The following is a 23,649-nucleotide window of genomic DNA, read 5'->3' on the forward strand; positions in this document are numbered from 1 at the left end:
TGGGTCCGCTGCGCCATGGTCAGTCCAGGTTCGGGCGCAGCCAGCGCGTTGCCTCGTCGATCGGCATGTCGCGCCGCGCCGCGTAGTCTTCCAGCTGGTCGCGGCCGATGCGCGCGACGCCGAAGTACTGGCTTTCGGGATGCGCGAAGTAGAACCCCGAAACCGCCGCTGTGGGCAGCATCGCCTGGCTTTCGGTCAGCACGATCCCGGCGTTCTCGCCCGCGTTCAGCAGATCGAACAAAATGGGCTTGAGGCTGTGATCGGGGCACGCGGGATAGCCCGGCGCGGGGCGGATGCCGCGATACTGTTCCTTGATCAGCGCCTCGTTGGTCAGCTGCTCGCCCGGCGCATAGCCCCACAGCGTGGTGCGCACGTGCTGGTGGAGCCGTTCGGCGAACGCCTCGGCAAACCGGTCGGCCAGCGCTTTGAGCAGGATGTCGTTGTAATCGTCGTGCTGCGCCTGGAACGCGGCGAGGTGCGGCTCGATGCCGTGGATCGCCACCGCGAAGCCGCCCAGCCAGTCCCCATCATGGTCGATGAAATCGGCGAGGCAGAAGTTGGCGCGGTCGCGGCTCTTGCGGATCTGCTGGCGCAGGAACGGCAGGCGCACGTTGCGTTCTTCCTCGACGAGGTGGAGGATCACGTCGTCCTCCTCGCGGCGGCACGGCCAGAACCCGGCGACACCGCGCGCGGTCAGCCACTTTTCCGACACGATCTTGTCGAGCATCGCCTGCGCATCGGCGAACAGTCCGCGCGCGCTTTCGCCCACGACCTCATCGTCGAGGATCGCGGGGTAGTTGCCCGCCAGTTCCCACGCCCGGAAGAACGGCGTCCAGTCGATGCCGGCGCGCAATTCGGCCAGATCCCAGTCGTCGAACCGGTGGACGCCGGGCTGTTCGGGCGGCGGTGCCTTTTCGCTCATGTCGGCCTTGAACGCATTGGCGCGCGCGTCGGCCAGGTTGAGCAGGATCGACTGTTCCTTGCCCGCGCGCACATCGCGCACGTGCTGGTAATCGGCGGCGGTGGTGGTGATGAAATCGTCGGCCTGCGTATCGGACAGCAGCTGGCTGGCGACGCCCACCGCGCGCGATGCGTCGAGCACGTGGATCACCGGGCCGTCATACGCCGGATCGATGCGCAGCGCGGTGTGGACCTTGCTGGTGGTCGCGCCGCCGATCAGCAGCGGCAGCTTCATCCCTGCCCGCTTCATTTCCTCGGCCACGGTGACCATCTCGTCGAGGCTGGGAGTGATCAGGCCCGACAGGCCGATGATGTCGACGTCTTCGGTCTTGGCGGTTTCGAGGATCTTCGACCACGGCACCATCACGCCCATGTCGATCACTTCGTAGCCGTTGCACTGCAGCACCACGCCGACGATGTTCTTGCCGATATCGTGGACGTCGCCCTTGACCGTGGCCATGATGATCTTGCCCTTGGCGCGCGCGCCGGGCTGCTTTTCCGCCTCGATAAACGGGATCAGGTGCGCGACCGCCTTTTTCATCACGCGCGCGGACTTGACCACTTGCGGCAGGAACATCTTGCCCGCGCCGAACAGGTCGCCGACGGTGTTCATCCCGGCCATCAGCGGGCCTTCGATCACTTCGATCGGGCGGCCGCCGCGCGCGAAGATTTCGGCGCGCGCTTCTTCGGTATCGGCCACGACATGCGCGTCGATGCCCTTGACCAGCGCATGCTCCAGCCGGCGCACGACCTCCCAACCGCGCCATTCCTCGGCAGCCTTTTCGGCGACGGCGTCCTTGCCCTTGTAACTTTCGGCCAGCTCGATCAGGCGCTCGGTCGCGGTCTGCTCGCCTTCCACGGTGACGCGGCGGTGCAGGATCACATCCTCGCACGCCTCGCGCAGCACCGGGTCGATCTGGTCGTAGATGTCCAATTGCCCGGCGTTGACGATGGCCATGTCCATGCCCGCCGGGATCGCGTGATACAGGAACACCGAATGCATCGCGCGGCGCACGGTCTCGTTGCCGCGAAAGCTGAACGAGAGGTTGGACAGCCCGCCCGAGATGTGGACGTGCGGGCAGTTGGCCTTGATCTCGCGCGTCGCCTCGATGAAATCGAGCGCATAGCGGTCATGGTCCTCGATCCCGGTCGCCACCGCGAACACGTTGGGATCGAAGATGATGTCCTCGGGCGGGAAGCCCATTTCGGTCAGCAGCTTGTAGGCGCGGCTGCAGATCTCGACCTTGCGCTGCTTGGTATCGGCCTGGCCCTGCTCGTCGAACGCCATCACCACCACGGCGGCGCCATAAGCCATGCATTTGCGCGCATGCTCGAGGAACGCGGCCTCGCCTTCCTTCATGCTGATCGAATTGACCACCGGCTTGCCCGACACGCACTTGATGCCCGCCTCGATCACGTCCCATTTCGAGCTGTCGATCATCACCGGCACGCGCGCGATATCGGGTTCCGCCGCGATCAGCTTGAGGAACGTGGTCATGGCAAAGACCGCGTCGAGCAGCCCTTCGTCCATGTTGACGTCGATCACTTGCGCGCCGTTCTCGACCTGCTGGCGCGCGACCTCGACCGCCTTGGTATAGTCGCCCGCCAGGATCAGCTTCTTGAACGCGGCCGAGCCGGTGACGTTGGTGCGTTCGCCGACGTTGACGAACATCGAGCCGGAGCGGGTGGGTGTTGCGGTATCGGTCATGAAGGTTACTCTAACTTTTATAGGCGTCATCCCGGACTTGATCCGGGATCTGTGTCCAACGGACTGGACCTGTCGGCCAGCGGTCCCGGGTCAAGCCCGGGACGACGAAACCTACGCCGCCATGATGAACGGTTCGAGCCCGGCCAGGCAGGTCACCGGGGCAAGCTGCGGAGCCTTGCGCGGGGTGAGCCCCGCAACCGCCTTGGCCATCGCGGCGATGTGCGCGGGCGTCGATCCGCAGCAGCCGCCAAGGATGTTGACCTGACCATGCTCGGCCCATTCGTGAACGAGGCCGGCGGTGGTTTCGGGCATCTCGTCGTACTCGCCCAGTTCGTTGGGCAGGCCGGCGTTGGGATAGACCATGATCAGCGTGTCGGCGATTTCGGACAGCACGCGCACGTGCGGGCGCAGCTGCGATGCGCCGAACGAGCAGTTCAGCCCGATCGTGACCGGCCGCGCGTGGCGCACCGCGTACCAGAACGCCTCGACCGTGTGGCCCGACAGGTTGCGACCCGAAAGGTCGGTCAGCGTCATCGACAGCATGATCGGCACTTCGCGGCCCAGCTCGCGTTCGAGCAGGCGCACCGCCATGATCCCGGCCTTGGCGTTCAGCGTGTCGAACACCGTCTCGATCAGGATGAAGTCGGCCCCGCCCTCGACCAGCGCAGCGGCCTGTTCGCGGTACACTTCGGCGAGATAATCGAAATCGATCTCGCGATAGCCGGGATCGTTGACGTCCGGCGACAGCGACAGCGTCTTGTTGGTCGGCCCGATCGCGCCGGCGACAAAGCGCGGGCGGCCATCTTTCGCGGCGTACTCATCCGCCAGGCGGCGGGCGATGCGGGCGGAAGCGAGGTTGATGTCGACCACCAGATGTTCCGCGCCGTAATCGGCCTGGCTGATGCGGTTGGCCGAGAACGTGTTGGTCGAGACGATGTCCGATCCGGCATCGAGATATTCGCGGGTGATGGTTTCGGGCACTTCGGGCTTGGTCAGCGCGAGGATGTCGTTGTTGCCCTTCTGGTCGTGGGTCAACCCGAGGTCGCCGGCATAGTCGGCCCCCTTGAGCTTCCAGTTCTGGATCTCGGTGCCGAACGCGCCATCGGTGATGAGGATGCGCTGCGCCGCCTGGGCGAGCAGGTTGTCACGGGCACTCATGCGGCTTTCTCCAGGGTCGACTTGTCGGGACGCAGGCCGAGCAGGTGGCTGATCGCATAAGCCAGCTCGGCGCGGTTGAGCGTATAGAAGTGGAAATCGCGCACGCCACCTGCATAAAGTCGGCGGCAGAATTCGGCGGCGACGGTCGCGGCGACCAGCTGGCGCGCGGCGGGGTGCGTGTCGAGCCCTTCGAACAGCCCGTCCATCCACGCCGGGATCTGCGCGCCACACGCCGCGGCGAACTTGCGCGCCTGCGCCACGTTGGACACCGGCAGGATGCCGGGCAGGATCGGCGCGTCGATCCCGGCGGCGGCCAGCTTGTCGCGGAAGCGGAAGAACACTTCGGGCGAGAAGAAGAACTGCGTGATCGCCTGGCTGGCCCCGGCATCGAGCTTGCGCTTGAGGTTGTCGAGGTCCGCCGCTTCACTGGCGCTGTCGGGGTGCATTTCGGGATAAGCGGCGACCGAGATTTCGAACGGGGCGATGGTCTTCAGCCCTGCGACCAGTTCGGCAGCGTTGGCATAGCCTTGCGGGTGCGGCACGAACGGCGCGCCCGGTTCGCCCATATCACCGCGCAGCGCGACGATGTGGCGCACACCTGCGGTCCAGTACTGTTCGGCGACTTCGCGGATCTCGTCCTTGGTCGCATCCACGCAGGTGAGGTGTGCGGCCGCAGGCAGGCGCGCCTCGGCGATGATCCGCGCGACGGTGGCGTGGGTGCGCTCGCGGGTCGAGCCGCCCGCGCCATAGGTCACCGACACGAAGCGCGGGGCCAGCGGGGCCAGCTGCGTCACCGCTTCCCACAGCAGCGCGTCCATCTTCTCGGTCTTGGGCGGGAAGAACTCGAACGACACCGCGATATCGCCGGGCAATCCGCCGAACAGCGGGGTGTCGAGCGCTGTGCGCGCCTCGCGCAACTGGTCATAACTCGCGATCACGGTTGGGCGGCCTTTCTGGTGGACGGCGGCGGAGCGCTGCCGCGCCGGGCATGGAGGGGATCGAGGTGCGCGATGCTGTCATCGCGGCGCAAGCCGGTCCACAGCTTGACGATCAGCTCATGGCCCGCCAGCGCGCGCTCGCCATCGGGCACGAAGCCGGCGTCGCCGAGCATCGCGGCGATCTGGCTGTCGGCGAAACCGAGCCGCGCGTGCGCGTGGTTGTGGCGCAATTCCTCGCGATCATGCGCGGCGAAATCGACGATGGCGATGCGCCCGCCCGGCGCGGTGACGCGCGCGGCTTCGGCCAGCACCAGTTCGGGCGCTTGCGCATAGTGCAGCACCTGGTGGAACAGAACCGTGTCGAAACTACCGTCGGCGAACGGCAGCGCGGTGAAATCGCCCTGCACCAGTTCGACCGATCCGGCGGGCAGATGCTGCAGCCGGGCGCGGGCGATGCGCAGCATTTCGGGGCTTTTGTCCACCGCCGTGGTGCGCTGGGCGCGCGGCGCGAAAATCTGCGCCATGCGTCCGGTGCCGGTACCCACATCGAGCAGGCGACCCAGCGGGCTTTGCCCGAGCAGATCGGCCAGCGCGGTTTCGACCGGGCCATCGGCGATGTGCAGGCTGCGCAGTTCGTCCCACTGTTCGGCATGGCGCGCGAAATAGTCGGCCGCGCTGCCTTCGCGCGCGGACCGGATCGCGTCGAGATGCTCGCGGTCTTCGGCGCAGCGCCGGGCAAACGCCTGGTCCTCGCGCTCTGCCACGGCGAGCATCCGCGCCACCGCGACGCCGAGCGGGGGCGGCACATCTGCCGTAACCGCGCTTTCGCCGACAGCGGCGCGCAGGAACACCCAGCCGCCTTCGCGGCGGCGTTCGGCCAACCCGGCGTCGCACAGGATCTTGACATGGCGCGATACGCGTGGCTGGCTTTGTTCCAGCACTTGCGCCAGTTCGCCCACCGCCAGTTCCATGCTGGCGAGCAGCCGCATGATGCGCAATCGCGTCGGGTCGGCCAAGCCGCGCAGGATATCGAGCGTGAGCATCGGGAACACCATATAAAGATTTCTTTATATAAGGCAATATAAAGAAGTCTTTATATCATCTGGTACGATCGGTGGATCGCGCAACGTGGTCGTCCAGGTGTTCCGCAAGATTACCGAAACATGTCCGGCACGTGAACGTCTGGCCAATTTTGGCGTTTGCTTTCGTCATCCCCTGCCGATAAAACGCGCGCTCCGAACCCGGCACCGATCGGCCAGAACCGATGTGCGGCCGGCTGGTTTTTTTTGAAAGAGGGCCCCCTATGAAGAAGATCGCTTACGTCGCATTCGCGTCCGTCGCTGCGCTGGCGCTGGCCAGCTGTGGCAAGTCCGACGACGCTGCCGAGACTTCGGCTGCCGACAACGTCGAGATGCCGGCTGACGAAATGCCCACGGGCGACGCTTCGATGGCGGCTCCTGCTGCTGCCGACGCCATGGCCGCTCCGGCCGCCGACGCTTCGGGCGCCGCGATGGGTGCCGCCGACGCCGCCAAGTCGGCTGCCGACAGCGCCAAGGGTGCTGCCGACGCTGCCAAGGACGCTGCAGCCAAGGCCACCGACGCCGCTGCCAAGGCGACGGATGCTGCCAAGAAGATGTAATTCGACGCGGTCCGGCCCCGCTCCGCTGGAGCGATCGCGGCTGGCGTCATCGAATTTACGGAATGAGGGCGGGAGCTTTGCGGCTTCCGCCCTTTTTCTTTGCGCTGGCGCCCCGCCTGCCGGGCACTGCCTGCCGCGCGCAGCTTGCACCACAGCGATCCGGCGGTAGAGGTTACCGGGACATGACCATCGCGATCCGCCCTGCCCTGACCCTTGCCGCGCTCATTCTGGCGCTGCCCGGCTGCCAGTCGAAAGACAACGATCCCGGCCCCGGCGGGGTCACCGTGGGCGAGGCGCGCGCGCTCGACGATGCGGCGCAGATGCTCGACGCGCGGCAAATGCCGGTCCAGCCCGATCCGCACCCCGATGCACCGCCCGCGACGCTGGCGGGACACAACGCTCAGCCAAGTCCGACCGCTGGGTCAGGTGCGGCGGCGGGCGCGAAAACCGCAGCCGCGCCATCGGCCACGGCCCGGGCCACCACCCACCCATAGGCGCGGCCGGACCAGGCGCAGCGGCCGCGGGCGGACGGCTTACTTGGCGGCGGGCGCGGCCGCCGGAGTTGCGGCAGCGGGCTTCGCGCCGGCGGCAGGTGCTGCGGCGGCGGCCTTGGGGTCGGCCTTCGCATCGGCCGCAGGGGCCTTGGCATCGGCCGCAGCCGGGGCCGCGTCGGCCTTGGGCAGCGGCAGGTTCGAGCCCTGCTTGTTGAGATAGAGGATCACGTTGGCGCGGTCTTCGGCCTTGGGCAGACCGGCGAACGACATCTTGGTGCCGTCGGCCATCTTCTTGGGGCTGGTCAGCCATTCGTTGAGCGTATCGAAATCCCACTTGCCGGCGTGCTTCTTCAGCGCATCCGAAAACGCGAAGCCGCCACGGCCCGAGGCGACGCCTTCGCCGACCACGCCGTAAAGGTTGGGACCAATGCCGTTGGCGCCGCCCTGATCGATGGTGTGGCACGCCTTGCACTTGGCGAAGATCGCCTCGCCCTTGGCCGGGTCGCCGGCGGCGAGCAGTTGAGGCAGCGGCAGCGCCTTTTCAGCGGCAGCACCGCCGCCCTCGGCCTCGACACCTTCGATGGCATAGCCCATCTTTTCGGGATGGTGCGACTTGTCCGCCTCGTAATAATGGCTGCTGATGCTGGCAAAGCCCAGCGCCACGATTCCGCCGAACAGTGTCCATCCGGCAATGGTGTTGAACCGGTCGTCCATTTGCGAAGCCCCTCGGCGCCCCGCCGGCACCCTGCCGGCCCCCGCGCAATTCGCGCTCGCTCTAGTCAGCACCTGCGCCACGCGCAAGAGCGATTGAGACTTGTATCGAGACAGGCGATTGAGACTTGCCCGGCTGTTGTACGGTGCCTAATCGCCCGGACCATGCAAAGCTACCCCGCCCCCGCGCTCGCCCTGGTCGAAAAAATGGCCGCCGCCGCCGCCGCCGCCCCGCAGCGCGCGGTGGCGTTCCAAGGCGCGCCGGGCGCCAATTCGCACCGCGCGGCGATCGAGGCGATGCCCGACAGCCTGCCGCTGCCGTGCTTTTCGTTCGAGGATGCGCTCGATGCGGTGAAGGACGGGCGCGCGGGCCGCGCGATCATCCCGATCGAAAATTCGCAGCACGGCCGCGTCGCCGACATCCACTTCCTGCTGCCCGAAAGCGACCTGTCGATCGTGGGCGAGCACTTCATGGCGATCCACCATTCGCTGATGGCGACAGGGCCGGGGCCATTCACCGGCGCTTACAGCCATCCGCAGGCGCTGGGCCAGTCGCGCCATTACTTGCGCACGCGCAACATCGTGCCGCTGTCCTATGCCGATACCGCGGGGGCTGCGGCCTATGTCGCCGAGATGGCCGACCCGACCGTCGCCGCGATCGCGCCCCGCATCGCCGCGGATCTTTATGGCCTGCAGGTGATCGAAGACAACGTCGAGGACGCGCACGACAACATGACGCGGTTCGTGATGCTGGCCACCGCCCCGCTGGCGCCCGGCACGCTGAGCGGTCCGGCAATGACCACCTTCGTGTTCGAGGTGCGCAACATCCCCGCCGCGCTGTACAAGGCGCTGGGCGGGTTCGCGACCAACGGCGTCAACATGACCAAGCTGGAAAGCTACCAGCGCGGCGCGAGCTTTGCCGCCACCGAATTCTTCGCCGATATCGTGGGCGCGCCGGGCGATCCGGCGGTCGACCGCGCGCTGGAGGAGCTGGACTATTACGCCAAGCACTTGCGCATCCTGGGAACGTATCCGCAGGAACGCGAGCGGGGGTGATGGCCCGGGTCGGCCCATTGCTGACCGGATCGATCTTGCCTCGCCCGGCAGTGCATGCGACGGTGCGACCGTGACGGCCACATCGGGCGCAATTGCTGGAGCGCAGGGCGCAGCGGCGGGTTCTCCCGCCTGGCGCGAAATGCGCGCAATGGGCGACATCCAGTTCGCGCCGATCGTGCCCAAGCCGGTCGTCCCCCCGCACGTGCCCGAATGGCTGCTGGCCATCGGACGATTCCTGGGTCGCCTGCTCGCACCCGTTGGCCGCGTGTTGCACGACCTGTTCGCGCTGCGGGCGCCGGGGCTGCAGACCGTGCTGATCGCGCTGGCCGTGCTCGGCCTCGCCTGGATCGGGTGGAGCGTGGCGCTACCGCTGTGGCGCAATCGCCGGTCGCGGCCGCGCCTGACCGAACCCGAATGGACCCCCGGCCGCGATACCGCGCTGGCGCTGCTCGAGGATGCCGACCGGCTCGCCGCTGCCGGGCACTTTGCCGAGGCGGCGCACTTGCTGCTCCAGCGCAGCGTCGGCCACATCGCCGCCGCGCGGCCCGAATGGCTCGCCCCGTCGAGCACCGCGCGCGAGATCGGCGCGATCCGCGCGCTGCCGCAACGCGCGCGCCACGCCTTCGCCACGATCGCGCGCGAGGTCGAACGCAGCCGCTTCGCGCAGGCCAGCCTGGCGCAAGCCGACTGGCAGCGCGCGCGGGACGCTTATGCCGATTTCGCGCTGGCGGACTTGCGGGCCGCGTCATGACCGGCGCGGCGCCCGCACCCATCGCCCCAAGCGCAACCGCTGCGGCGGACAACGCCGGGTTTTCGCGCGCGACCGTGCTGGGCCTGCTGCTGGTCGGCGCGGTGGCGTTCATCGCGCTGCTGTGGTTCCTGGGCAACAACAGCGGCGGCAATGCCAACGATGGCGGCGGTCATGTCGGCGGCAAGGGGCTCAACGGGTTTGCCGGAATCGCCGCGCTGCTCGAGGCCGACGGGCTGGAGGTCAACCGCGTGCGCGCCAAGGACCAGCTGGCCAATGTCGGCCTGCTGGTGCTCACCCCGCCGCCCGGCGCCGATGGCAAGGCGATCGACCGCATCGTCAGCCAGCGGCGCTATGCAGGGCCGACGCTGGTGGTGACGCCCAAGTGGATCGCGCTGCCCACGCGCGACGCGGCGGCGAAGAAGGGCTGGGTCCAGCTGGCCGGCGCGGCCGCGCCCGAATGGCCGGGCTTCCATGACGATGTCATGGTCAAACTGGCAGACGGCAATGCGCCCAAAGCAGGCGGGTGGCAGGCGATCGGCCAGCGCGGCCGCCTGCCCGACGAGGGCCGCGTGCTGTCGGGCGAGGGGCGCCACCTCGTCCCGCTGGTGACCGCGGGCGACGGCCGCATTCTGGCCGCCTACGTGGCCGACGCCGGATCATACCCCGATCTCGAACGCTTCGCCGGAGTCTCGGGCAGGATCGGGGGCGACGACACGCGCATCTACCCGGTGGTGTTCGTGTTCGAGCCCGACCTGATCGACAACTGGGGCATGGCCGACGAACACACCGCGCTGATGGCGCGCGAGCTGATGCTGGCGGCGGCGGGCACGCGCAGCCAGCCGGTGTCGTTCGACCTCACGCTGGACGGGTTCGGCGGCAGCCCCAACCTGCTTACGCTGGCGTTCCGCCCGCCGTTCCTGGCCGCGACGATCTGCCTGCTGCTGGCGGGCGTGGCCATCGCGTGGCGCGCGTTCAATCGCTTCGGTCCGCCGCGCGCAGCCACGCGCGCGATCGCCATGGGCAAGACCGCGCTGGTCGCCAACAGCGCCGGGTTCATCCGCCGGACGGGCCGCGTGCATCTCGTCGCCGCGCCCTACGCCGATGCCGCGCGAGACCGCATTGCCGCCGCGCTGGGCCTGCCGCGCGGTGTGTCCGTGGCCGAGACCGAGGCCGCGATCGACAGTGCGCAACAGCGCCGCGCGATTGCCATCGCGCCGTTTTCCCAGGCCGCCGCGCAACTGCGCGCCGCCCACAAACCCCACGATGTCGCGCGACGCGCGGCCGTGGTCCAGTCCATCGAGAGGGCCCTGACGTGAGCGAGACCGAATCGGGAGCCGCGATGGCATCCCCAACACCCGACACCATGACCCTGGCCGACGTCGGCGCGCTGGCCCAAGCGATTCGCGGCGAAGTGGCCAAGGCAGTGGTCGGGCAGGCCGAGACCGTCGATCACTTGCTGATCGCGCTGTTCGCGGGCGGGCATGTGCTGCTCGAAGGGCCGCCGGGCACCGCCAAGACGTTTCTGGCGCAGTGCTTTGCCGCCGCGCTGAACCTCGATTTCGGGCGGATCCAGTTCACCCCCGACCTGATGCCGGGCGACATCCTGGGATCCAACCTGTTCAACTTCCAGACCAGCCAGTTCACGCTGACGCGCGGTCCGATCTTCCGCGAGCTGCTGCTGGCCGACGAGATCAACCGCACCCCGCCCAAGACGCAGGCCGCGCTGCTGGAGGCGATGCAGGAGCGGCGCATCACGCTGGACGGCGCGGTCCACACATTGTCCGACCGGTTCATGGTGGTGGCGACGCAGAACCCGATCGAGAGCCAGGGCGTCTATCCGCTGCCCGAGGCGCAGCTCGACCGGTTCCTGTTCAAGCTGCTGGTGGCCTACCCCAGCCTTGAGGAAGAGGCGCGCATCGTCGCGCGGTTCGGGACGCGCACCGGCGCGCCCAAGCCGCATGAGTTCGGCATCGCGCCGGTGGCCGATGGCGCGCGGATCGGTGCCGCCGCCGCCGCGATCAAGCGCATCACGCTGGCCGATTCGGTGGTCGATTACGTCGTGCGGCTGGTGCGCGCCACACGCGAGACGGTCGACCTTGCGTCGGGCGCCAGCCCGCGCGCCGCCGTGCTGCTGGCCAATGCCGCGCGCGCCCGCGCCGCGCTGGAAGGCCGCGATTACGTGATCCCCGACGATGTGAAGGCGCTCGCGTTTGCGGTGCTGCGCCACCGCCTGCTGCTGAGCCCCGCCGCCGAGATCGAGGGCAAGCAGGCCGAGGCGATCGTCGCCGAGCTGGTGCAGCGCACCGAAGCGCCGCGCTGAGCGCTGCAAACCTGCCATGAACCGCCTGCCCGCCTTCTATCCCACCACCCGCGCCGCGCTGCTGATCGCGTTCGCGGCGCCGGCGGCGCTGGTGCTGGCGGCGGTCGCGCCGGCGGCGTGGATCGCCGCGCCCGCATTGGGCGGCGCGCTGTTGTTGCTGGTGGTGCTCGACGCGGCGTGCGCGGGATCGCTGCACGACCTGCGGGTGGTGGCGCCGCGCGATGCCGAAATCGGCGCGGACGTGCCGTTGACCGTGCTGGCCGACCTTGGCCGGGCGCCGCGTGGGGTGGAAGCCGCGATCGGGCTCGACCCCCGGCTGCACCCCGGCGGGCGGCTGATCGTGCCGCTGGCGCCCGGCGACGGCGCGTTTTCCGGCACTGCCACGGTCACCCCGGTGCGGCGCGGGACCGGCACGATCGACAGCGTGTGGCTGCGCTGGGCCGGTCCGCTCGGGCTGGCATGGCGGCAGGCACGCCGCCCGGTGGAGCAGGCGGTGCGGATATGGCCGAACATCGCCGCCGTGCGCAGCCCGGCGCTGCAGATCTTCCTGCGCGATGCCCAGTTCGGCCTGATCGCCCGGCGCATCCGTGGCGCGGGCGCGGAGTTCGAGGCGCTGGCCGACTACGAACCTGGCATGGACCGCCGCCGGATCGACTGGAAAAGCTCGGCCCGCCATTCCAGGCTTTATGCCAAGGAGTACGAGACCGAGCGCAACAACCAGATCGTGTTCGCGTTCGATTGCGGGCAGGCGATGTGCGAGCCGGTCGATAGCCTGCCGCGCATCGATCGCGCGGTGTCCGCCGCGCTGACCACCGCCTATGTCGCGCTGAAGGCGGGTGACCGCGTGGCGCTGTTCGGGTTTGCCGCGCGGCCCGAACTGGCGACGCCGTTCGTGATGGGCAGCCGCGAGTTCCACCGCCTGCAATCCGCCGCCGCCGGGCTGGACTACAAGGCCGAGGAGCCCAACTTCACGCTGGCGCTGTCCACGCTGGCCACCCGGCTGCAGCGCCGCTCGCTGGTGGTGCTGTTTTCCGATCTCACCGATCCGACCAGCGCCGAACTGATGATCGAGAACCTCGGCCGGCTGGTCGAACGCCATCTCGTGCTGTTCGTGGTGATGGCCGATGCCGAGCTGGCAGGGCTCGTGAACCAGCCGGCCGGCACGCTGCAGGCCGTGGCCGAGGCGGTGACCGCCAACACGCTGCTGCACCAGCGCGCGCTTGTGCTCACGCGGCTGCGGCGGCTGGGCGTGCGCATCGTCGAGGCCCCGCACGAGGCGATCGGCAACCGGCTGCTCGATGCTTATCTGGCAGTCAAACGCGAGGGCCGGATCGGATGACAGATGCATCGCCCTCGTTCTCGCAGCGCGTGTCATCGCGCGTCGGCGGCTGGTTCACCGGGGCGCCCGAACAGGCGGTCGCCGCCGAAGCCGCCGCGCTGCGCTCCGACCGCTTCCGGCTGGAGCGCGAGGGCGAGTGGAAGCGGCTCGACCGGATCGTCACCGCGATCGAGCGGGGCCGTCTGCGCCGCATCACCGACGACGATGTGCTGGCGCTGCCCGCGCTGTACCGCACCGCCGCGTCGAGCCTGGCGATCGCGCGCGACAACTCGCTCGACCGGGCAACGCTCGCCTATCTCGAATCGCTGACTCAGCGCGCGTGGTTCCAGGTTTATGGCCCGCGCGCTTCGTTGTGGAGCTGGCTGCGCGGCTTTCTGGGCGGTGGCTGGGGTGCGGCGGTGCGCGGGATCTGGCCCGACATCCTGATCGCGCTGGCGACGATGGTGGCGGGCACCGTGGTCGGCTGGGTGCTCGTGTCCTCGGACCCCAACTGGTACTATTCGCTCGTCCCCGGCGGGCTGGCCGATGAACGCGTGCCCGGCGCGACCCGCGCGGTGCTGCAAAAGACGCTGTTCGGCAACCAGGACGAGGACGGGCTGAGCGTGTTCGCCGCGTTCCTGTTCAGCAACAACGCGCAAGTCTCGATCATGGCGTTCGCGCTGGGGTTCGCGTTCGGGCTGCCCTCGCTGATGCTGCTGGTGCAGAACACCGCGACGCTGGGTGCGCTGCTGTGGCTGTACAACGGGCAGGGCCTGCTGCCCGACCTGATCGGCTGGCTGGCGGTGCACGGCACGACCGAGCTGTTCGCGATCCTGCTGGCGGGCGCGGCGGGCATCCATATCGGGCGGTCGATGGCGTTCCCCGGCGAGGCCTCGCTGCTCCAGTCCGCTGCCGCCGCCGGACGCCGCGCGGCGGTGGTGATGACCGGCGTGGTGCTGATGCTGGTGGTGGCCGCGCTGCTCGAATCGTTCGCGCGCCAGCTGATAAACAACACCGGCGGGCGGCTGGCGGTGGGCGGCTTCATGCTGGTGTTCTGGATCGCCTACCTGTTCACCTGGCGGCGTGGCCGCTCCAGCGCCACGGGCAGCGGCTGATGGCCACCCGCCCGCTCCGCCGCGGTCCCGCCACCGACGATCGCCGCCGCCTGCTGGTGACGCCCGAGGGCATCACGCTGGCGCTGACGCTGGCCACGCGCGGCAGCCGGGCGGGCGCGCTGCTGCTCGATCTGGTGATCATCGTCGCCTCGATGATCGCGACCACGCTGGCGCTGCTGTGGATCGCGGGCGGCGTCGGCGTCTCGCTCGACAAGGCCGCCGCCAACAGCGCCACCGGCCATGCCCTGCAGTTTCTGGCGATCTGCTGGATCATCGCGCTGTTCCTCTATCGCAATGCCTATTTCCTGTTCTTCGAGCTGGGCCCGCGCGGCGCCACCCCGGGCAAGCGCGCGGCGGGCATCCGCGTGGCCGCGCGCGACGGCGGACGGCTGACCACCGAGGCGGTGATCGCGCGCAACATCATCCGCGACATCGAGCTGTTCATGCCGGTGCTGTTCCTGTCGTCCGCCTCGCAAGGTGGCGACATGGCGCTGGCCGGTTGGGCCGGGTTGGCATGGGTCGCAGTCTTCGTGCTGTTTCCGTGCTTCAACCGCGACCGGTTGCGCTGCGGCGACATCATCGCCGGCACGTGGGTGGTCGAGGCGCCCCGGCGCAAGCTGGAACAGGCGATGTCGGTTGCGCCGGCCTCAGCCGGGGCCAGCGTGCAGACCGGCACCACCTATCGCTTCGGCGAGCCGGAACTGGCGGCCTACGGCGAATACGAACTGCAGGTGCTGGAACAGGTGCTGCGCGAAAACCGGCCCGAGGCGATGCGCGAGGTGGCGGCGACGATCTGCCGCAAGATCGGCTGGGACGTTGGCCAGGGCGACGAGCGCGCGTTTCTCGATGCCTATTACACCCAGCTGCGCGCCCGGCTGGAACGCGGCATGCGCTTCGGGCAGCGCAAGGCGGACAAATATGCCGGTTCGGGCAAGCACACGGGTTCGGGCAAGAACGCGGGAGAAGGCTGAACGCCCCTCCCGCGTCGCATGCGGTGTCTTATTTGCGCCCCGATTACTTGCGCAGCGTCATCACCTGCAGCAGCATCGAACTTTCGATGTGGCGGAACTTGGCCCGGTCGCCCGAGGCCGCCTGCATCTGCGCATCGGTCATCTTGACGTGATCGCTCATCATCTTCGCGCGACGATCGCCTTCCACGCCGTCGACCATGTTCTTGTAGCGGCGGATCAGGTAGAGGTCGGGCTCACCCTTGCGCGGGTGAACATTGGACAGCACTTCCCACGATGTTTCCCAGCCCTGGCTCACCGCGTATTCTTCCTGCGCTTTGTAGAAGCCCGACAGGAACGTAGCGTAATCCAGGTAATGCCCGTCATCGAGCTTGACCCCGGTCACTTCGACATATTCGCCGCCGATGAACGGATCGGCTTGCGCATGGGCGGCCATCGGCATTGAGAACGACAGCGCGGCAGCGGCGGCAAAAGCCGCGAGACGAATGGATTTCATGAACAGACTCCCCTGACCGGGGCGAACACCATCGCCGCCCACAGTACGCTCGGGAGTCGGCCGACCCGTTGAACTCGGCACCCGCGCCGTGCGGTGCTGCGCTTCCGCCGAAACGGAGTCAATAACTCAACTGACAGAGGTGTAAATTCCGATCTCGCGCAAGCCCATGTTGTCCGCGCGGCCGCGATAAAGTCCTGACGTATTGAACGAAAACGCTGTGGTGCCATCCGCGCCGACCACGATCACCCCGCCATCGCCACCCAGCGCACCGACGTCGCCGATCACGGTGTCGGCGGCCTGCTGCACCCCCTCGCCCGCCAGCCGCATCCGCGCGCAGATTTCATGCGCCACGCCTTCGCGGATGAAGAATTCGCCCGCACCGGTGGCCGAAACCGCGCCGCTGCGATCATCGGCATACGTGCCCGCGCCGATCACCGGCGAATCGCCGATCCGGCCCCAGCGCTTGCCGGTGAGCCCGCCGGTGGAGGTTGCGGCGGCAACATGCCCCGCCGCATCGCGCGCCACCGCGCCCACCGTGCCGTATTTCAGATCGACATCGAACCAGCCGAGCTTCTTCGCCTTCAGCTCCTGCAACTGGCGCCAGCGTTCGGGCGTGGCGAACCAGTCGGGATCGACCTGCTCGATCTGCTGCTCGCGCGCGAACTCCTCGGCCCCGGCGCCGCTGAGGAACACATGCGGGCTGTGCTCCATCACCGCGCGCGCCAGCTCGACCGGGCTGCGCGTGTGCGTCACCCCCGCGACCGCGCCCGCCGCGCGGGTGGCCCCGTCCATGATCGCCGCATCGAGCTCGTTGGTGCCGTGATACGTGAACACCGCGCCGCGCCCGGCGTTGAAGTGGGGATCATCCTCCAGCACGCGCACCGCCGCCTCGACCGCATCCAGCGCCGCGCCATCGGCGCCGAGCACCGCGATCCCGGCGTCGAGCGCGCGGCCCAGCGCGGCCAGCGTCTGCGCTTCCTGTTCGGGGCTGAGCGAGCCGGGCACCATCGATCCGGCGCCGCCGTGGATGGCCAGGCTCCAGCGGGGTTCGGTCATTTTCATCGCTCCTGTTGGCGTGCTAGGTTGGGACGGCTGATAGCAGATGAAACCATTTTCACCACACTGACGGACACTGCGGGGACAGAATGAGCGACGGATTGCGGATCGTGGAAGACGATGCCTCGGGCAAGGCGATCACCGCGCTGATCGCGTTCCACTTGGCCGAAATGCACCGCTATTCGCCCGCGTGCTCGGTCCACGCCCTCCCCGCCGAAAAGCTGCGCGAGCCGGGAGTGACGTTCTATGCCGCATGGATGGGCGCAGACCTCGCCGGATGCGGCGCGATCAAGCAGCTAGACGCAACCCACGGCGAACTCAAATCGATGCGCGCCGCCCCGGCCTTTCGCGGCAAGGGCGTAGGCGAGGCGGTGTTGCTCCACCTGATCGCCGAGGCAAGGCTGCGCGGTTACACCCGGCTGAGTCTTGAAACCGGACGCGGCGAGGCGTTCGAACCCGCGCTCGGCCTCTACCGCAAACACGGCTTCACCGACTGCGGCCCGTTCGCGGACTATGTGCCGGACGATTTCAGCGTGTATCTGACGCTGAGGCTGTAGCCTCGCCCGCCCAAATTGGACGCCGTCAGCGGGTTTGCGGAGAGCGAAGCATCCCGATGCTCTTCAGCCACTGCTCGGCCAGCCCGGGCCATTGGCCAATGGGCAATCGCGTCGGCCGGACGCCGAAGGCATGCCCTCCTTGTGAATAGATGTGCAATTCTGCGCCAACCCCCGCTTGCTTAAGAGCCAAATAGTAAGTGAGCGATTGCTGGACGCTGTCCACTTTGTCATCTTCGGCATGGAGCAGAAAGGTCGGTGGCGTTTCGGGCCCGACGTGGATGTCAGGACGCAGTTTCAGGTCCGACGCATCGCGGAGGCCCTCGTCCTCATCCTCGTGCACCCACAAGTGGCCGGGATAGACAATGATGGCAAAGTCCGGCCGACAGCTCACCGCGTCGGCTGCATCGATGGCGCCATAAGCCCGCTTGGCGAAGCTGGTGCTGAGCGCTGCGGCAAGATGCCCACCGGCCGAAAATCCGACCACGCCGATTTTGTCGGTATCAATATGATATTCCGCAGCTCGCGCGCGGATCAGGCCGAGCGTGCGTTGCGCGTCCTGCAAGGCGGTCGGAACTTGGGGGTAATAGCGATACCCGTCCTTCCAGGTCGGACCCGAATCGGGCACCCGATATTTGAGCAGGATACAGGTGATCCCTCGCGAGGTCAGCCAGTCGCAAACTTCGGTTCCTTCCAGATCCATCGCCAGGAACTGGTAGCCTCCGCCGGGAAATACCACCGCAGCTGCGCCGGTATTTTGGCCAGATGGTGCGTAGATCGTCATGGTCGGACGGCTGACGTTGTTGGCCCTTGGCCACCAGTCCCGCCTCAGTGGCGGTCCCACGGTCTCCGGCGCGACAGCCCGAAGCGCATCGGGTGCGGCGCCGGGCCAGATCGGCACCTGACTGTGCCCGGCCGATGGCTCCCAGATGGCGGATCTGCCCGGTTCGTGCGCACTCAGGGAACCCGGCTGATGGTTCGTGGAAGCCGCCGCGCTGGTTGCAACCAGCAAGCCGACGGCACAGGCCAAACCAAGGCTATCCCGGACCGTCATCGTTGCCTCGCCACCTCCCCGCCGATCGCTCAAGCGCCGACCGCAGGGCGAAGATGGAGGCTTTGCCGTAGAGAGGCAAGTCGCCTCCCCAACCGAACAGCGCAGCCCTTGCAAACCGTCCTGCCATCCTTGTCCGACATTTCGGACCAATAGGTGCGCCCACAAAAAAGCCCCGCCGAAGCGGGGCTTTTCGAAGCGGCGTGAACCGGTAGCCGTTACAGCTTGCCGGTCAGTTCCGGGACCAGCGTGAACAGGTCGCCGACGAGGCCGATGTCCGCGACCTGGAAGATCGGGGCGTCCTCGTCCTTGTTGATCGCGATGATCGTCTTGGAGTCCTTCATGCCGGCAAGGTGCTGGATTGCGCCCGAGATGCCGATGGCGATGTAGACTTCCGGAGCGACGATCTTGCCGGTCTGGCCGACCTGATAGTCGTTGGGCACATAGCCCGCATCGACCGCCGCGCGGCTGGCGCCGACGCCTGCGCCGAGCTTGTCGGCCAGCGGGATGATGACCTGCTGGAACGTGTCTGCATCCTTGAGCGCGCGACCGCCCGAGACGATGATCTTGGCGCTGGTCAGTTCGGGGCGTTCCGACTTGGCGATTTCCGAGCCGACGAAGCTCGACGTGCCCGAATCGCCCGCGCCCGCAACCGCTTCGACCGGAGCCGAGCCACCGGTGGCATTGGCCTTGGCGAACGCGGTGCCGCGCACGGTGATGACCAGCTTGGCGTCGCTCGATTCGACCGTGGCGATGGCGTTGCCGGCGTAGATCGGGCGGGTGAAGGTCTTGGGGCCTTCAACCGAGAGGATGTCCGACACCTGCATCACATCGAGCAGCGCGGCAACGCGCGGCGCGATGTTCTTGCCGGTGGTGGTCGACGGCGTCAGGAACGCATCGTAATTGGCCATCAGCCCGGCGACGAGCGGCGCGACGTTTTCGGCCAGCGCGTTGGCGTAGGCGGCGTCATCGGCTTTCAGCACCTTGGACACGCCTTCGATCTGCGCGGCGGCGGTGGCGGCCCCGTCACAACCCGATCCGGCGACCAGCGCGGTGACGCTGCCCAGCTTGGCGGCAGCGGTGACCACGGCCAGCGTGGCGTCCTTGACCGAAGCGTTGTCGTGTTCGACCCAGATCAGCGTGTTCACGAGACGACTCCCATTTCCTTGAGCTTGGCGACCAGCGCATCGACATCGGCGACCTTGATCCCGGCAACGCGCACCGGCGGTTCGCCGACTTTCAGCGTCTTCAGCCGCGGCGTGGTGTCCACCCCGTAATCGGCCGGGGTTTTCTGCGCCATCGGCTTGTTCTTGGCCTTCATGATGTTGGGCAGCGAGGCGTAGCGCGGCTCGTTCAGGCGAAGATCGGTGGTCACGATCGCGGGCAGCGCCAGCTTCACCGTTTCCAGGCCGCCATCGATTTCACGCTTCACCACGACCGAATCGCCTTCGACGGTGATCTCGTTGGCGAACGTGCCCTGCGGACGGCCGAGCAGCGCGGCGACCATCTGGCCGACCTGGTTGCTGTCATCGTCGATCGCCTGCTTGCCGGTGATGATCAGCCCGGGCTGTTCCTCATCCGCGATGGCCTTGATGATCTTGGCGACCGCGAGCGGCTCCACGTCATCGTCGTTGAGCACCAGGATCGCGCGATCGGCGCCCATCGCCAGCGCGGTGCGCAGCGTTTCCTGCGCCTTTTGCGGGCCGACCGACACCGCGATGATCTCGGTCACCACGCCTTTTTCCTTCAGGCGGATGGCTTCCTCGACCGCGATCTCGTCGAACGGGTTCATGCTCATCTTGACGTTGGCGAGATCGACGCCCGTGCCGTCCGCCTTGACGCGCGGCTTCACGTTATAGTCGATCACGCGCTTGACGCAGACCAGGGCCTTCATTGCGCTCTCCTAATTCGTAAACTTGTTGATAGTCCGCTACCTCATAATGGCGCGCCAAGGCAAGCCCCGGCGCGCCCTCAGGTCAGGCAGCCTTCTTCACTTCGGCAACGATCTTGCGGGCGGCATCGCCCAGGTCATTGGCGGCGACGATCGGCAGGCCCGAGTTGGCGAGGATGTCCTTGCCCTTCTCGACGTTGGTGCCTTCCAGACGAACCACCAGCGGCACCGAAAGGTTCACTTCCTTGGCCGCCGCGACGATGCCGTCGGCGATGATGTCGCACTTCATGATGCCGCCGAAGATGTTGACCAGGATGCCCTTCACCGCCGGATCGGACAGGATGATCTTGAACGCCTCGGTGACCTTTTCCTTGGTCGCGCCGCCGCCCACGTCGAGGAAGTTGGCGGGGAACGCGCCGTTCAGCTTGATGATGTCCATCGTCGCCATGGCGAGCCCGGCGCCGTTGACCATGCAGCCAATGTTGCCGTCGAGCTTGATGTAGGCGAGGTCGTACTTGGAAGCTTCGACTTCGGCAGGATCTTCCTCGGTCTCGTCACGCAGCGCGAGCACATCGGGGTGGCGGTACAGCGCGTTCGAATCGAAGCTCATCTTGGCGTCGAGCACGAGCAGCTGGGCGGCCCCAGAAGAATCGGCCTTGCTTTCGACCAGCGGGTTGATTTCGAGCATCGCGCAGTCGAGCGCCATGAACGCGTCGTACAACTGCTTCGACACTTTCTGCGCCTGCTTGTTGAGGTCGCCCTCAAGCTTCAGCGCATAGGCCACCGCGCGGCCGTGGTGCGGCATGAAGCCCTGCGCCGGGTCGATGGTGATGGTGGTGATCTTTTCGGGCGTCGAATGCGCGACGTCCTCGATGTCCATGCCGCCTTCGGTCGAGACGACCATCGCGACGCGGCCCGATGCGCGATCGACCAGCAGCGCCAGGTAGTATTCCTTGGCGATATCAACGCCATCGGTGATGTACAGGCGATTGACCTGCTTGCCCGCGTCGCCGGTCTGGATCGTCACCAGGGTGTTGCCCAGCATGTCCTTGGCGTTGGCCGCGACCTCGTCGATCGACTTGGCCAGCCGCACGCCGCCCTTGGCATCGGCGCCCAGTTCCTTGAACTTGCCCTTGCCGCGACCGCCCGCATGGATCTGCGCCTTGACCACGTACAGCGGCCCGGGGAGCTTCTTCGCGCCCTCGACGGCTTCCTCGACGGTCAGCGCGGCGTAGCCTGCCGGAATGCCGATGCCGAACTTCGCCAGCAGTTCCTTGGCCTGATATTCATGCACGTTCATGGAAAATCCCCGCAGTGGCACGAGGCGTCCGCGCCTCTGGAGTGGGCCGCCTAAAGCACAGCGACCGGTGCTTGAAAAGGGGCTTAATCGCTTGCTTAAGTCATAGGTCGCCGGGGCGATGCGGCAGCACGCGGGCCCGAGCCGCCCGGCGACGACGCACTTGCGCCGGACCGGCAACTGCGACAGGGCTTGGTGCACGCCATGATCGACCATCCGCGCCTTGAACAGATCGTCCGCGAAGCAGGCCGCATCGCGATGTCGCGCTGGCCCGGCCACGGCCACGCGCTGAAGGTGTGGGAAAAGGAACCCGACAGCCCGGTGTGCGAGGCCGATCTGGCGGTCGATGCGTTCCTCAAGCGCGAACTCAACGCGCTGTTGCCCTCAGCGGGTTGGCTGTCGGAAGAAACCGCCGACGATGCCCGGCGGCTGGACGGCGAACTGTGCTGGCTGGTCGATCCGATCGACGGCACGCGCGACTACATTCGCGGCCGCCCCGGATTTTGCGTGTCGGTGGCGCTGGTCAGCGCGGGGCGCCCGCTGATCGGCGTGCTCGATGCGCCCGCGCGCGGCGAATACTGGATGGCGATCGCGGGCCAAGGCGCATCGCGCAACGGCCAGCCGGTGACGTCCAGCCAGCGCACCCAACTGGCCGGCGCACGCGTGCCGGCCGACATGCTGGCCAAAGTCGATGCCGACCTGATCACCGTCGACAAGCCCAATTCGATCGCGCTGCGCATCGCGATGGTCGGCGCGGACGAGGCCGACCTGCTGGCGACGCTGCGCTGGGGCTTCGAATGGGATGTCGCCGCCGCCACGCTGATCGCGCGCGAGGCCGGCGCGACCGTCAGCGACGCGTTCGGCCAGCCGCTCGCCTTCAACAAACGCGACCCGCGCGCGTTCGGCGTGCTGGTCACCGCGCCCGCGATCCACGAGGCGGCGATCGCCCGGCTGGCCGAACGGGCGGCGCGGCTGTCGTGATTCGTTTGCCCAGCCTGACGGCTGGTTGCGGAAACGGCCTGCTCCCGTTTTTGTGCGTTGATCGGGGCCAGCAAGCTGTCCCCTCGCACGGCACCGGCCGGTGCCGCCTACGTTTCAGCCGCGCTGAAACGGCACATCAAGCATCCTCGAATTGCTCCGTATCAATCGTGCGCTGCATCGCTTCGGCATAGCGCCCACCTGCGACGGTCTGCTCGTTGATCAGCCCATCGACCGCAGCCGAGACATCGGCGGGAATCACCCACTCCCACCGCGCGAAGTTTTCCTCCAGGTGATCGATCCGGCTGGTTCCGGGGATCGTCACCACATGCGGCGCCCGAGCGAGCACCCACGCCAGCGCCAGTTGCGCGGGGGTCACGCCCGCCTGCTTGGCGATGCCGGCAAACGCGGCGACCAGCGCCTGGTTGGCGGCGAGGTTGTCGCCCACGAAGCGCGGCATGCCGTGCCGCAAATCGCCGGCGGGCAACGCCGCCATGTCGAGCGCCGGGTCGGCCAGCAGCCCGCGCCCGACCGGCGAGAACGACACGAACGTGGTGCCCACGTCGCGGCAGGCATCGAGCACCGCGATTTCGGGATTGCGCGTCATCGGCGAATATTCGGTCTGCATCGCGGCGATCGGATGGACCGCAGCGGCCTTGCGCAGCGTGTCCGCCGACATCTCCGACAGCCCGATCGCGCCGATCTTGCCCTCCCTAACCAGATCGCCAAGCGCCCCGACCGAGTCCTCGATCGGCACGGTGAAGTCGCGGCGGTGAAGGTAATAGAGGTCGATGTGGTCGGTCTGCAGCAGCTGCAGCGAGGTTTCGAGCGCGGTCCGGATCGTTTCGGGACGGCAATCGATCCGGCGCTTGTCACCATCGACGATGATGCCGGTCTTGGATGCCAGCAGGAACTTGTCGCGATGGCGCTTCAGCGTGTTGCCGATCAGCGTTTCGTTGTGGCCCAGCCCATAGATCCGCGCGGTGTCGAGATGGTCGTAGCCCAGCTCCACCGCGCGTTCGAGCACGCGCGCGCTCTCGGCGTCGGACGGGCGGGTGCCGTAGCCCCAGCTCAACGACATGCAGCCAAAGCCGATCGGCTTGACCTGGCGCCCGGCGAGCGTGCGGGTGGTGTTGGGCATCGGCGATAGCTCCTTTGGCAACGCGCGATGCCAGCCGGGCCGACTTATC

23 protein-coding genes are annotated in these 23,649 nt (G+C 67.7%); 11 read left to right on the plus strand and 12 right to left on the minus strand.

Features of this window, described 5'->3' with window-relative positions; all coding sequences use genetic code 11:
- Positions 1-19: 19 nt before the first annotated feature.
- The 4 genes from metH to NL2_RS06785 form a co-directional block, all read right to left on the minus strand.
- Positions 20-2,668, minus strand: coding sequence for a methionine synthase (gene metH / locus NL2_RS06770; RefSeq protein WP_068073257.1), 2,649 nt, complete (start codon positions 2,666-2,668; stop codon positions 20-22).
- 111 nt (positions 2,669-2,779) lie between these two features.
- A complete protein-coding gene (locus NL2_RS06775) occupies positions 2,780-3,826 on the minus strand; it encodes a homocysteine S-methyltransferase family protein (RefSeq protein WP_068073259.1) in 1,047 nt (348 codons plus the stop codon).
- Positions 3,823-4,764 carry a methylenetetrahydrofolate reductase [NAD(P)H] gene (metF, locus tag NL2_RS06780; RefSeq protein WP_068073261.1) on the minus strand — a complete coding sequence of 314 codons (942 nt, stop codon included), beginning with the start codon at positions 4,762-4,764 and terminating at the stop codon, positions 3,823-3,825. The genes NL2_RS06775 and metF overlap by 4 nt, the downstream gene beginning before the upstream one ends.
- Positions 4,761-5,819 carry an ArsR/SmtB family transcription factor gene (locus NL2_RS06785; RefSeq protein ID WP_068073263.1) on the minus strand — a complete coding sequence of 353 codons (1,059 nt, stop codon included), beginning with the start codon at positions 5,817-5,819 and terminating at the stop codon, positions 4,761-4,763. Before NL2_RS06785 ends, metF begins: the two co-directional genes overlap by 4 nt.
- Before the next feature lie 248 nt (positions 5,820-6,067).
- On the opposite strand from NL2_RS06785, the gene NL2_RS06790 reads away from it, so the two are divergent.
- Together NL2_RS06790 and NL2_RS06795 are read left to right on the plus strand one after the other, a co-directional pair.
- Positions 6,068-6,403 carry a hypothetical protein gene (locus tag NL2_RS06790; protein ID WP_068073265.1) on the plus strand — a complete coding sequence of 112 codons (336 nt, stop codon included), beginning with the start codon at positions 6,068-6,070 and terminating at the stop codon, positions 6,401-6,403.
- 182 nt (positions 6,404-6,585) lie between these two features.
- A complete protein-coding gene (locus NL2_RS06795; RefSeq protein ID WP_068073267.1) occupies positions 6,586-6,897 on the plus strand; it encodes a hypothetical protein in 312 nt (103 codons plus the stop codon).
- Between the two features lie 39 nt (positions 6,898-6,936).
- On the opposite strand, the gene NL2_RS06800 is transcribed toward NL2_RS06795, so the two are convergent.
- Complete coding sequence (locus NL2_RS06800) at positions 6,937-7,611, minus strand: c-type cytochrome (protein ID WP_068073269.1); 675 nt, start codon at positions 7,609-7,611, stop codon at positions 6,937-6,939.
- A gap of 162 nt (positions 7,612-7,773) precedes the next feature.
- Here NL2_RS06800 and NL2_RS06805 point away from each other — a divergent pair, with 162 nt between their 5' ends.
- The 7 genes from NL2_RS06805 (at position 7,774) to NL2_RS06835 (ending at position 15,139) form a co-directional block, all read left to right on the plus strand.
- Entirely contained in the window at positions 7,774-8,664 is an 891-nt protein-coding gene (locus tag NL2_RS06805; protein ID WP_068073271.1) for a prephenate dehydratase, read from the plus strand.
- 148 nt (positions 8,665-8,812) lie between these two features.
- Positions 8,813-9,415 (plus strand): hypothetical protein, encoded by a 603-nt coding sequence (locus tag NL2_RS06810; RefSeq protein WP_245647603.1) that lies wholly within the window; start codon positions 8,813-8,815, stop codon positions 9,413-9,415.
- The gene (locus NL2_RS06815) at positions 9,412-10,731 is read left to right on the plus strand and encodes a hypothetical protein (RefSeq protein WP_068073275.1); all 1,320 of its coding nucleotides are present in this window, start codon (positions 9,412-9,414) and stop codon (positions 10,729-10,731) included. The genes NL2_RS06810 and NL2_RS06815 overlap by 4 nt, the downstream gene beginning before the upstream one ends.
- Before the next feature lie 47 nt (positions 10,732-10,778).
- Positions 10,779-11,735 carry an AAA family ATPase gene (locus NL2_RS06820; protein WP_068073277.1) on the plus strand — a complete coding sequence of 319 codons (957 nt, stop codon included), beginning with the start codon at positions 10,779-10,781 and terminating at the stop codon, positions 11,733-11,735.
- 16 nt (positions 11,736-11,751) lie between these two features.
- Positions 11,752-13,074, plus strand: a complete 1,323-nt coding sequence (locus NL2_RS06825; RefSeq protein WP_068073279.1) for a DUF58 domain-containing protein — start codon at positions 11,752-11,754, stop codon at positions 13,072-13,074.
- Positions 13,071-14,168, plus strand: coding sequence for a stage II sporulation protein M (locus NL2_RS06830; RefSeq protein ID WP_068073281.1), 1,098 nt, complete (start codon positions 13,071-13,073; stop codon positions 14,166-14,168). The genes NL2_RS06825 and NL2_RS06830 overlap by 4 nt, the downstream gene beginning before the upstream one ends.
- Positions 14,168-15,139: an RDD family protein gene (locus NL2_RS06835; RefSeq protein WP_068073283.1), complete on the plus strand. Its 972-nt coding sequence runs from the start codon at positions 14,168-14,170 to the stop codon at positions 15,137-15,139. The genes NL2_RS06830 and NL2_RS06835 overlap by 1 nt, the downstream gene beginning before the upstream one ends.
- 43 nt (positions 15,140-15,182) lie before the next feature.
- Here NL2_RS06835 and NL2_RS06840 read toward each other — a convergent pair whose 3' ends face one another.
- Together NL2_RS06840 and NL2_RS06845 are read right to left on the minus strand one after the other, a co-directional pair.
- Positions 15,183-15,632: a hypothetical protein gene (locus NL2_RS06840; protein ID WP_068073285.1), complete on the minus strand. Its 450-nt coding sequence runs from the start codon at positions 15,630-15,632 to the stop codon at positions 15,183-15,185.
- Between the two features lie 126 nt (positions 15,633-15,758).
- Positions 15,759-16,688 carry an isoaspartyl peptidase/L-asparaginase family protein gene (locus NL2_RS06845; RefSeq protein WP_068073287.1) on the minus strand — a complete coding sequence of 310 codons (930 nt, stop codon included), beginning with the start codon at positions 16,686-16,688 and terminating at the stop codon, positions 15,759-15,761.
- Between the two features lie 89 nt (positions 16,689-16,777).
- On the opposite strand from NL2_RS06845, the gene NL2_RS06850 reads away from it, so the two are divergent.
- Positions 16,778-17,245, plus strand: a complete 468-nt coding sequence (locus tag NL2_RS06850; RefSeq protein WP_068073289.1) for a GNAT family N-acetyltransferase — start codon at positions 16,778-16,780, stop codon at positions 17,243-17,245.
- Positions 17,246-17,270: 25 nt separating this feature from the next.
- Here NL2_RS06850 and NL2_RS06855 read toward each other — a convergent pair whose 3' ends face one another.
- The 4 genes from NL2_RS06855 to sucC form a co-directional block, all read right to left on the minus strand.
- On the minus strand, positions 17,271-18,026 hold the full coding sequence (locus NL2_RS06855) for an alpha/beta hydrolase (RefSeq protein WP_245647604.1): 756 nt from the start codon (positions 18,024-18,026) through the stop codon (positions 17,271-17,273).
- Between the two features lie 485 nt (positions 18,027-18,511).
- Positions 18,512-19,441, minus strand: coding sequence for an electron transfer flavoprotein subunit alpha/FixB family protein (locus NL2_RS06860; protein WP_068073291.1), 930 nt, complete (start codon positions 19,439-19,441; stop codon positions 18,512-18,514).
- Positions 19,438-20,187, minus strand: a complete 750-nt coding sequence (locus tag NL2_RS06865; protein ID WP_068073293.1) for an electron transfer flavoprotein subunit beta/FixA family protein — start codon at positions 20,185-20,187, stop codon at positions 19,438-19,440. Before NL2_RS06865 ends, NL2_RS06860 begins: the two co-directional genes overlap by 4 nt.
- Positions 20,188-20,269: 82 nt before the next feature.
- Positions 20,270-21,484 carry an ADP-forming succinate--CoA ligase subunit beta gene (sucC, locus tag NL2_RS06870; protein WP_068073295.1) on the minus strand — a complete coding sequence of 405 codons (1,215 nt, stop codon included), beginning with the start codon at positions 21,482-21,484 and terminating at the stop codon, positions 20,270-20,272.
- 201 nt (positions 21,485-21,685) lie between these two features.
- Between sucC and NL2_RS06875 the strand changes: the two genes are divergently transcribed.
- Entirely contained in the window at positions 21,686-22,462 is a 777-nt protein-coding gene (locus NL2_RS06875; protein WP_068073490.1) for a 3'(2'),5'-bisphosphate nucleotidase CysQ, read from the plus strand.
- 136 nt (positions 22,463-22,598) lie between these two features.
- Here NL2_RS06875 and NL2_RS06880 read toward each other — a convergent pair whose 3' ends face one another.
- Positions 22,599-23,600, minus strand: a complete 1,002-nt coding sequence (locus tag NL2_RS06880) for an aldo/keto reductase (RefSeq protein WP_068073297.1) — start codon at positions 23,598-23,600, stop codon at positions 22,599-22,601.
- Between the last annotated feature and the right edge of the window lie 49 nt (positions 23,601-23,649).

It is taken from the genome of Novosphingobium lentum NBRC 107847, from assembly GCF_001590965.1.
Lineage (GTDB): Bacteria > Pseudomonadota > Alphaproteobacteria > Sphingomonadales > Sphingomonadaceae > Novosphingobium > Novosphingobium lentum.

Coding starts and splice junctions, on each gene's coding strand:
- metH (WP_068073257.1), bottom strand. CDS start 2,668: ATGACCGATACCGCAACACCCACCCGCTCCGGCTCGATGTTCGTCAAC.
- NL2_RS06800 (WP_068073269.1), bottom strand. CDS start 7,611: ATGGACGACCGGTTCAACACCATTGCCGGATGGACACTGTTCGGCGGA.
- NL2_RS06830 (WP_068073281.1), top strand. CDS start 13,071: ATGACAGATGCATCGCCCTCGTTCTCGCAGCGCGTGTCATCGCGCGTC.
- NL2_RS06845 (WP_068073287.1), bottom strand. CDS start 16,688: ATGACCGAACCCCGCTGGAGCCTGGCCATCCACGGCGGCGCCGGATCG.
- NL2_RS06790 (WP_068073265.1), top strand. CDS start 6,068: ATGAAGAAGATCGCTTACGTCGCATTCGCGTCCGTCGCTGCGCTGGCG.
- NL2_RS06805 (WP_068073271.1), top strand. CDS start 7,774: ATGCAAAGCTACCCCGCCCCCGCGCTCGCCCTGGTCGAAAAAATGGCC.
- NL2_RS06810 (WP_245647603.1), top strand. CDS start 8,813: ATGGGCGACATCCAGTTCGCGCCGATCGTGCCCAAGCCGGTCGTCCCC.
- NL2_RS06835 (WP_068073283.1), top strand. CDS start 14,168: ATGGCCACCCGCCCGCTCCGCCGCGGTCCCGCCACCGACGATCGCCGC.
- NL2_RS06815 (WP_068073275.1), top strand. CDS start 9,412: ATGACCGGCGCGGCGCCCGCACCCATCGCCCCAAGCGCAACCGCTGCG.
- NL2_RS06775 (WP_068073259.1), bottom strand. CDS start 3,826: ATGAGTGCCCGTGACAACCTGCTCGCCCAGGCGGCGCAGCGCATCCTC.
- NL2_RS06795 (WP_068073267.1), top strand. CDS start 6,586: ATGACCATCGCGATCCGCCCTGCCCTGACCCTTGCCGCGCTCATTCTG.
- NL2_RS06855 (WP_245647604.1), bottom strand. CDS start 18,026: ATGACGATCTACGCACCATCTGGCCAAAATACCGGCGCAGCTGCGGTG.
- NL2_RS06840 (WP_068073285.1), bottom strand. CDS start 15,632: ATGAAATCCATTCGTCTCGCGGCTTTTGCCGCCGCTGCCGCGCTGTCG.
- NL2_RS06865 (WP_068073293.1), bottom strand. CDS start 20,187: ATGAAGGCCCTGGTCTGCGTCAAGCGCGTGATCGACTATAACGTGAAG.
- NL2_RS06875 (WP_068073490.1), top strand. CDS start 21,686: ATGATCGACCATCCGCGCCTTGAACAGATCGTCCGCGAAGCAGGCCGC.
- sucC (WP_068073295.1), bottom strand. CDS start 21,484: ATGAACGTGCATGAATATCAGGCCAAGGAACTGCTGGCGAAGTTCGGC.
- NL2_RS06850 (WP_068073289.1), top strand. CDS start 16,778: ATGAGCGACGGATTGCGGATCGTGGAAGACGATGCCTCGGGCAAGGCG.
- NL2_RS06880 (WP_068073297.1), bottom strand. CDS start 23,600: ATGCCCAACACCACCCGCACGCTCGCCGGGCGCCAGGTCAAGCCGATC.
- NL2_RS06820 (WP_068073277.1), top strand. CDS start 10,779: ATGACCCTGGCCGACGTCGGCGCGCTGGCCCAAGCGATTCGCGGCGAA.
- NL2_RS06785 (WP_068073263.1), bottom strand. CDS start 5,819: ATGGTGTTCCCGATGCTCACGCTCGATATCCTGCGCGGCTTGGCCGAC.
- NL2_RS06825 (WP_068073279.1), top strand. CDS start 11,752: ATGAACCGCCTGCCCGCCTTCTATCCCACCACCCGCGCCGCGCTGCTG.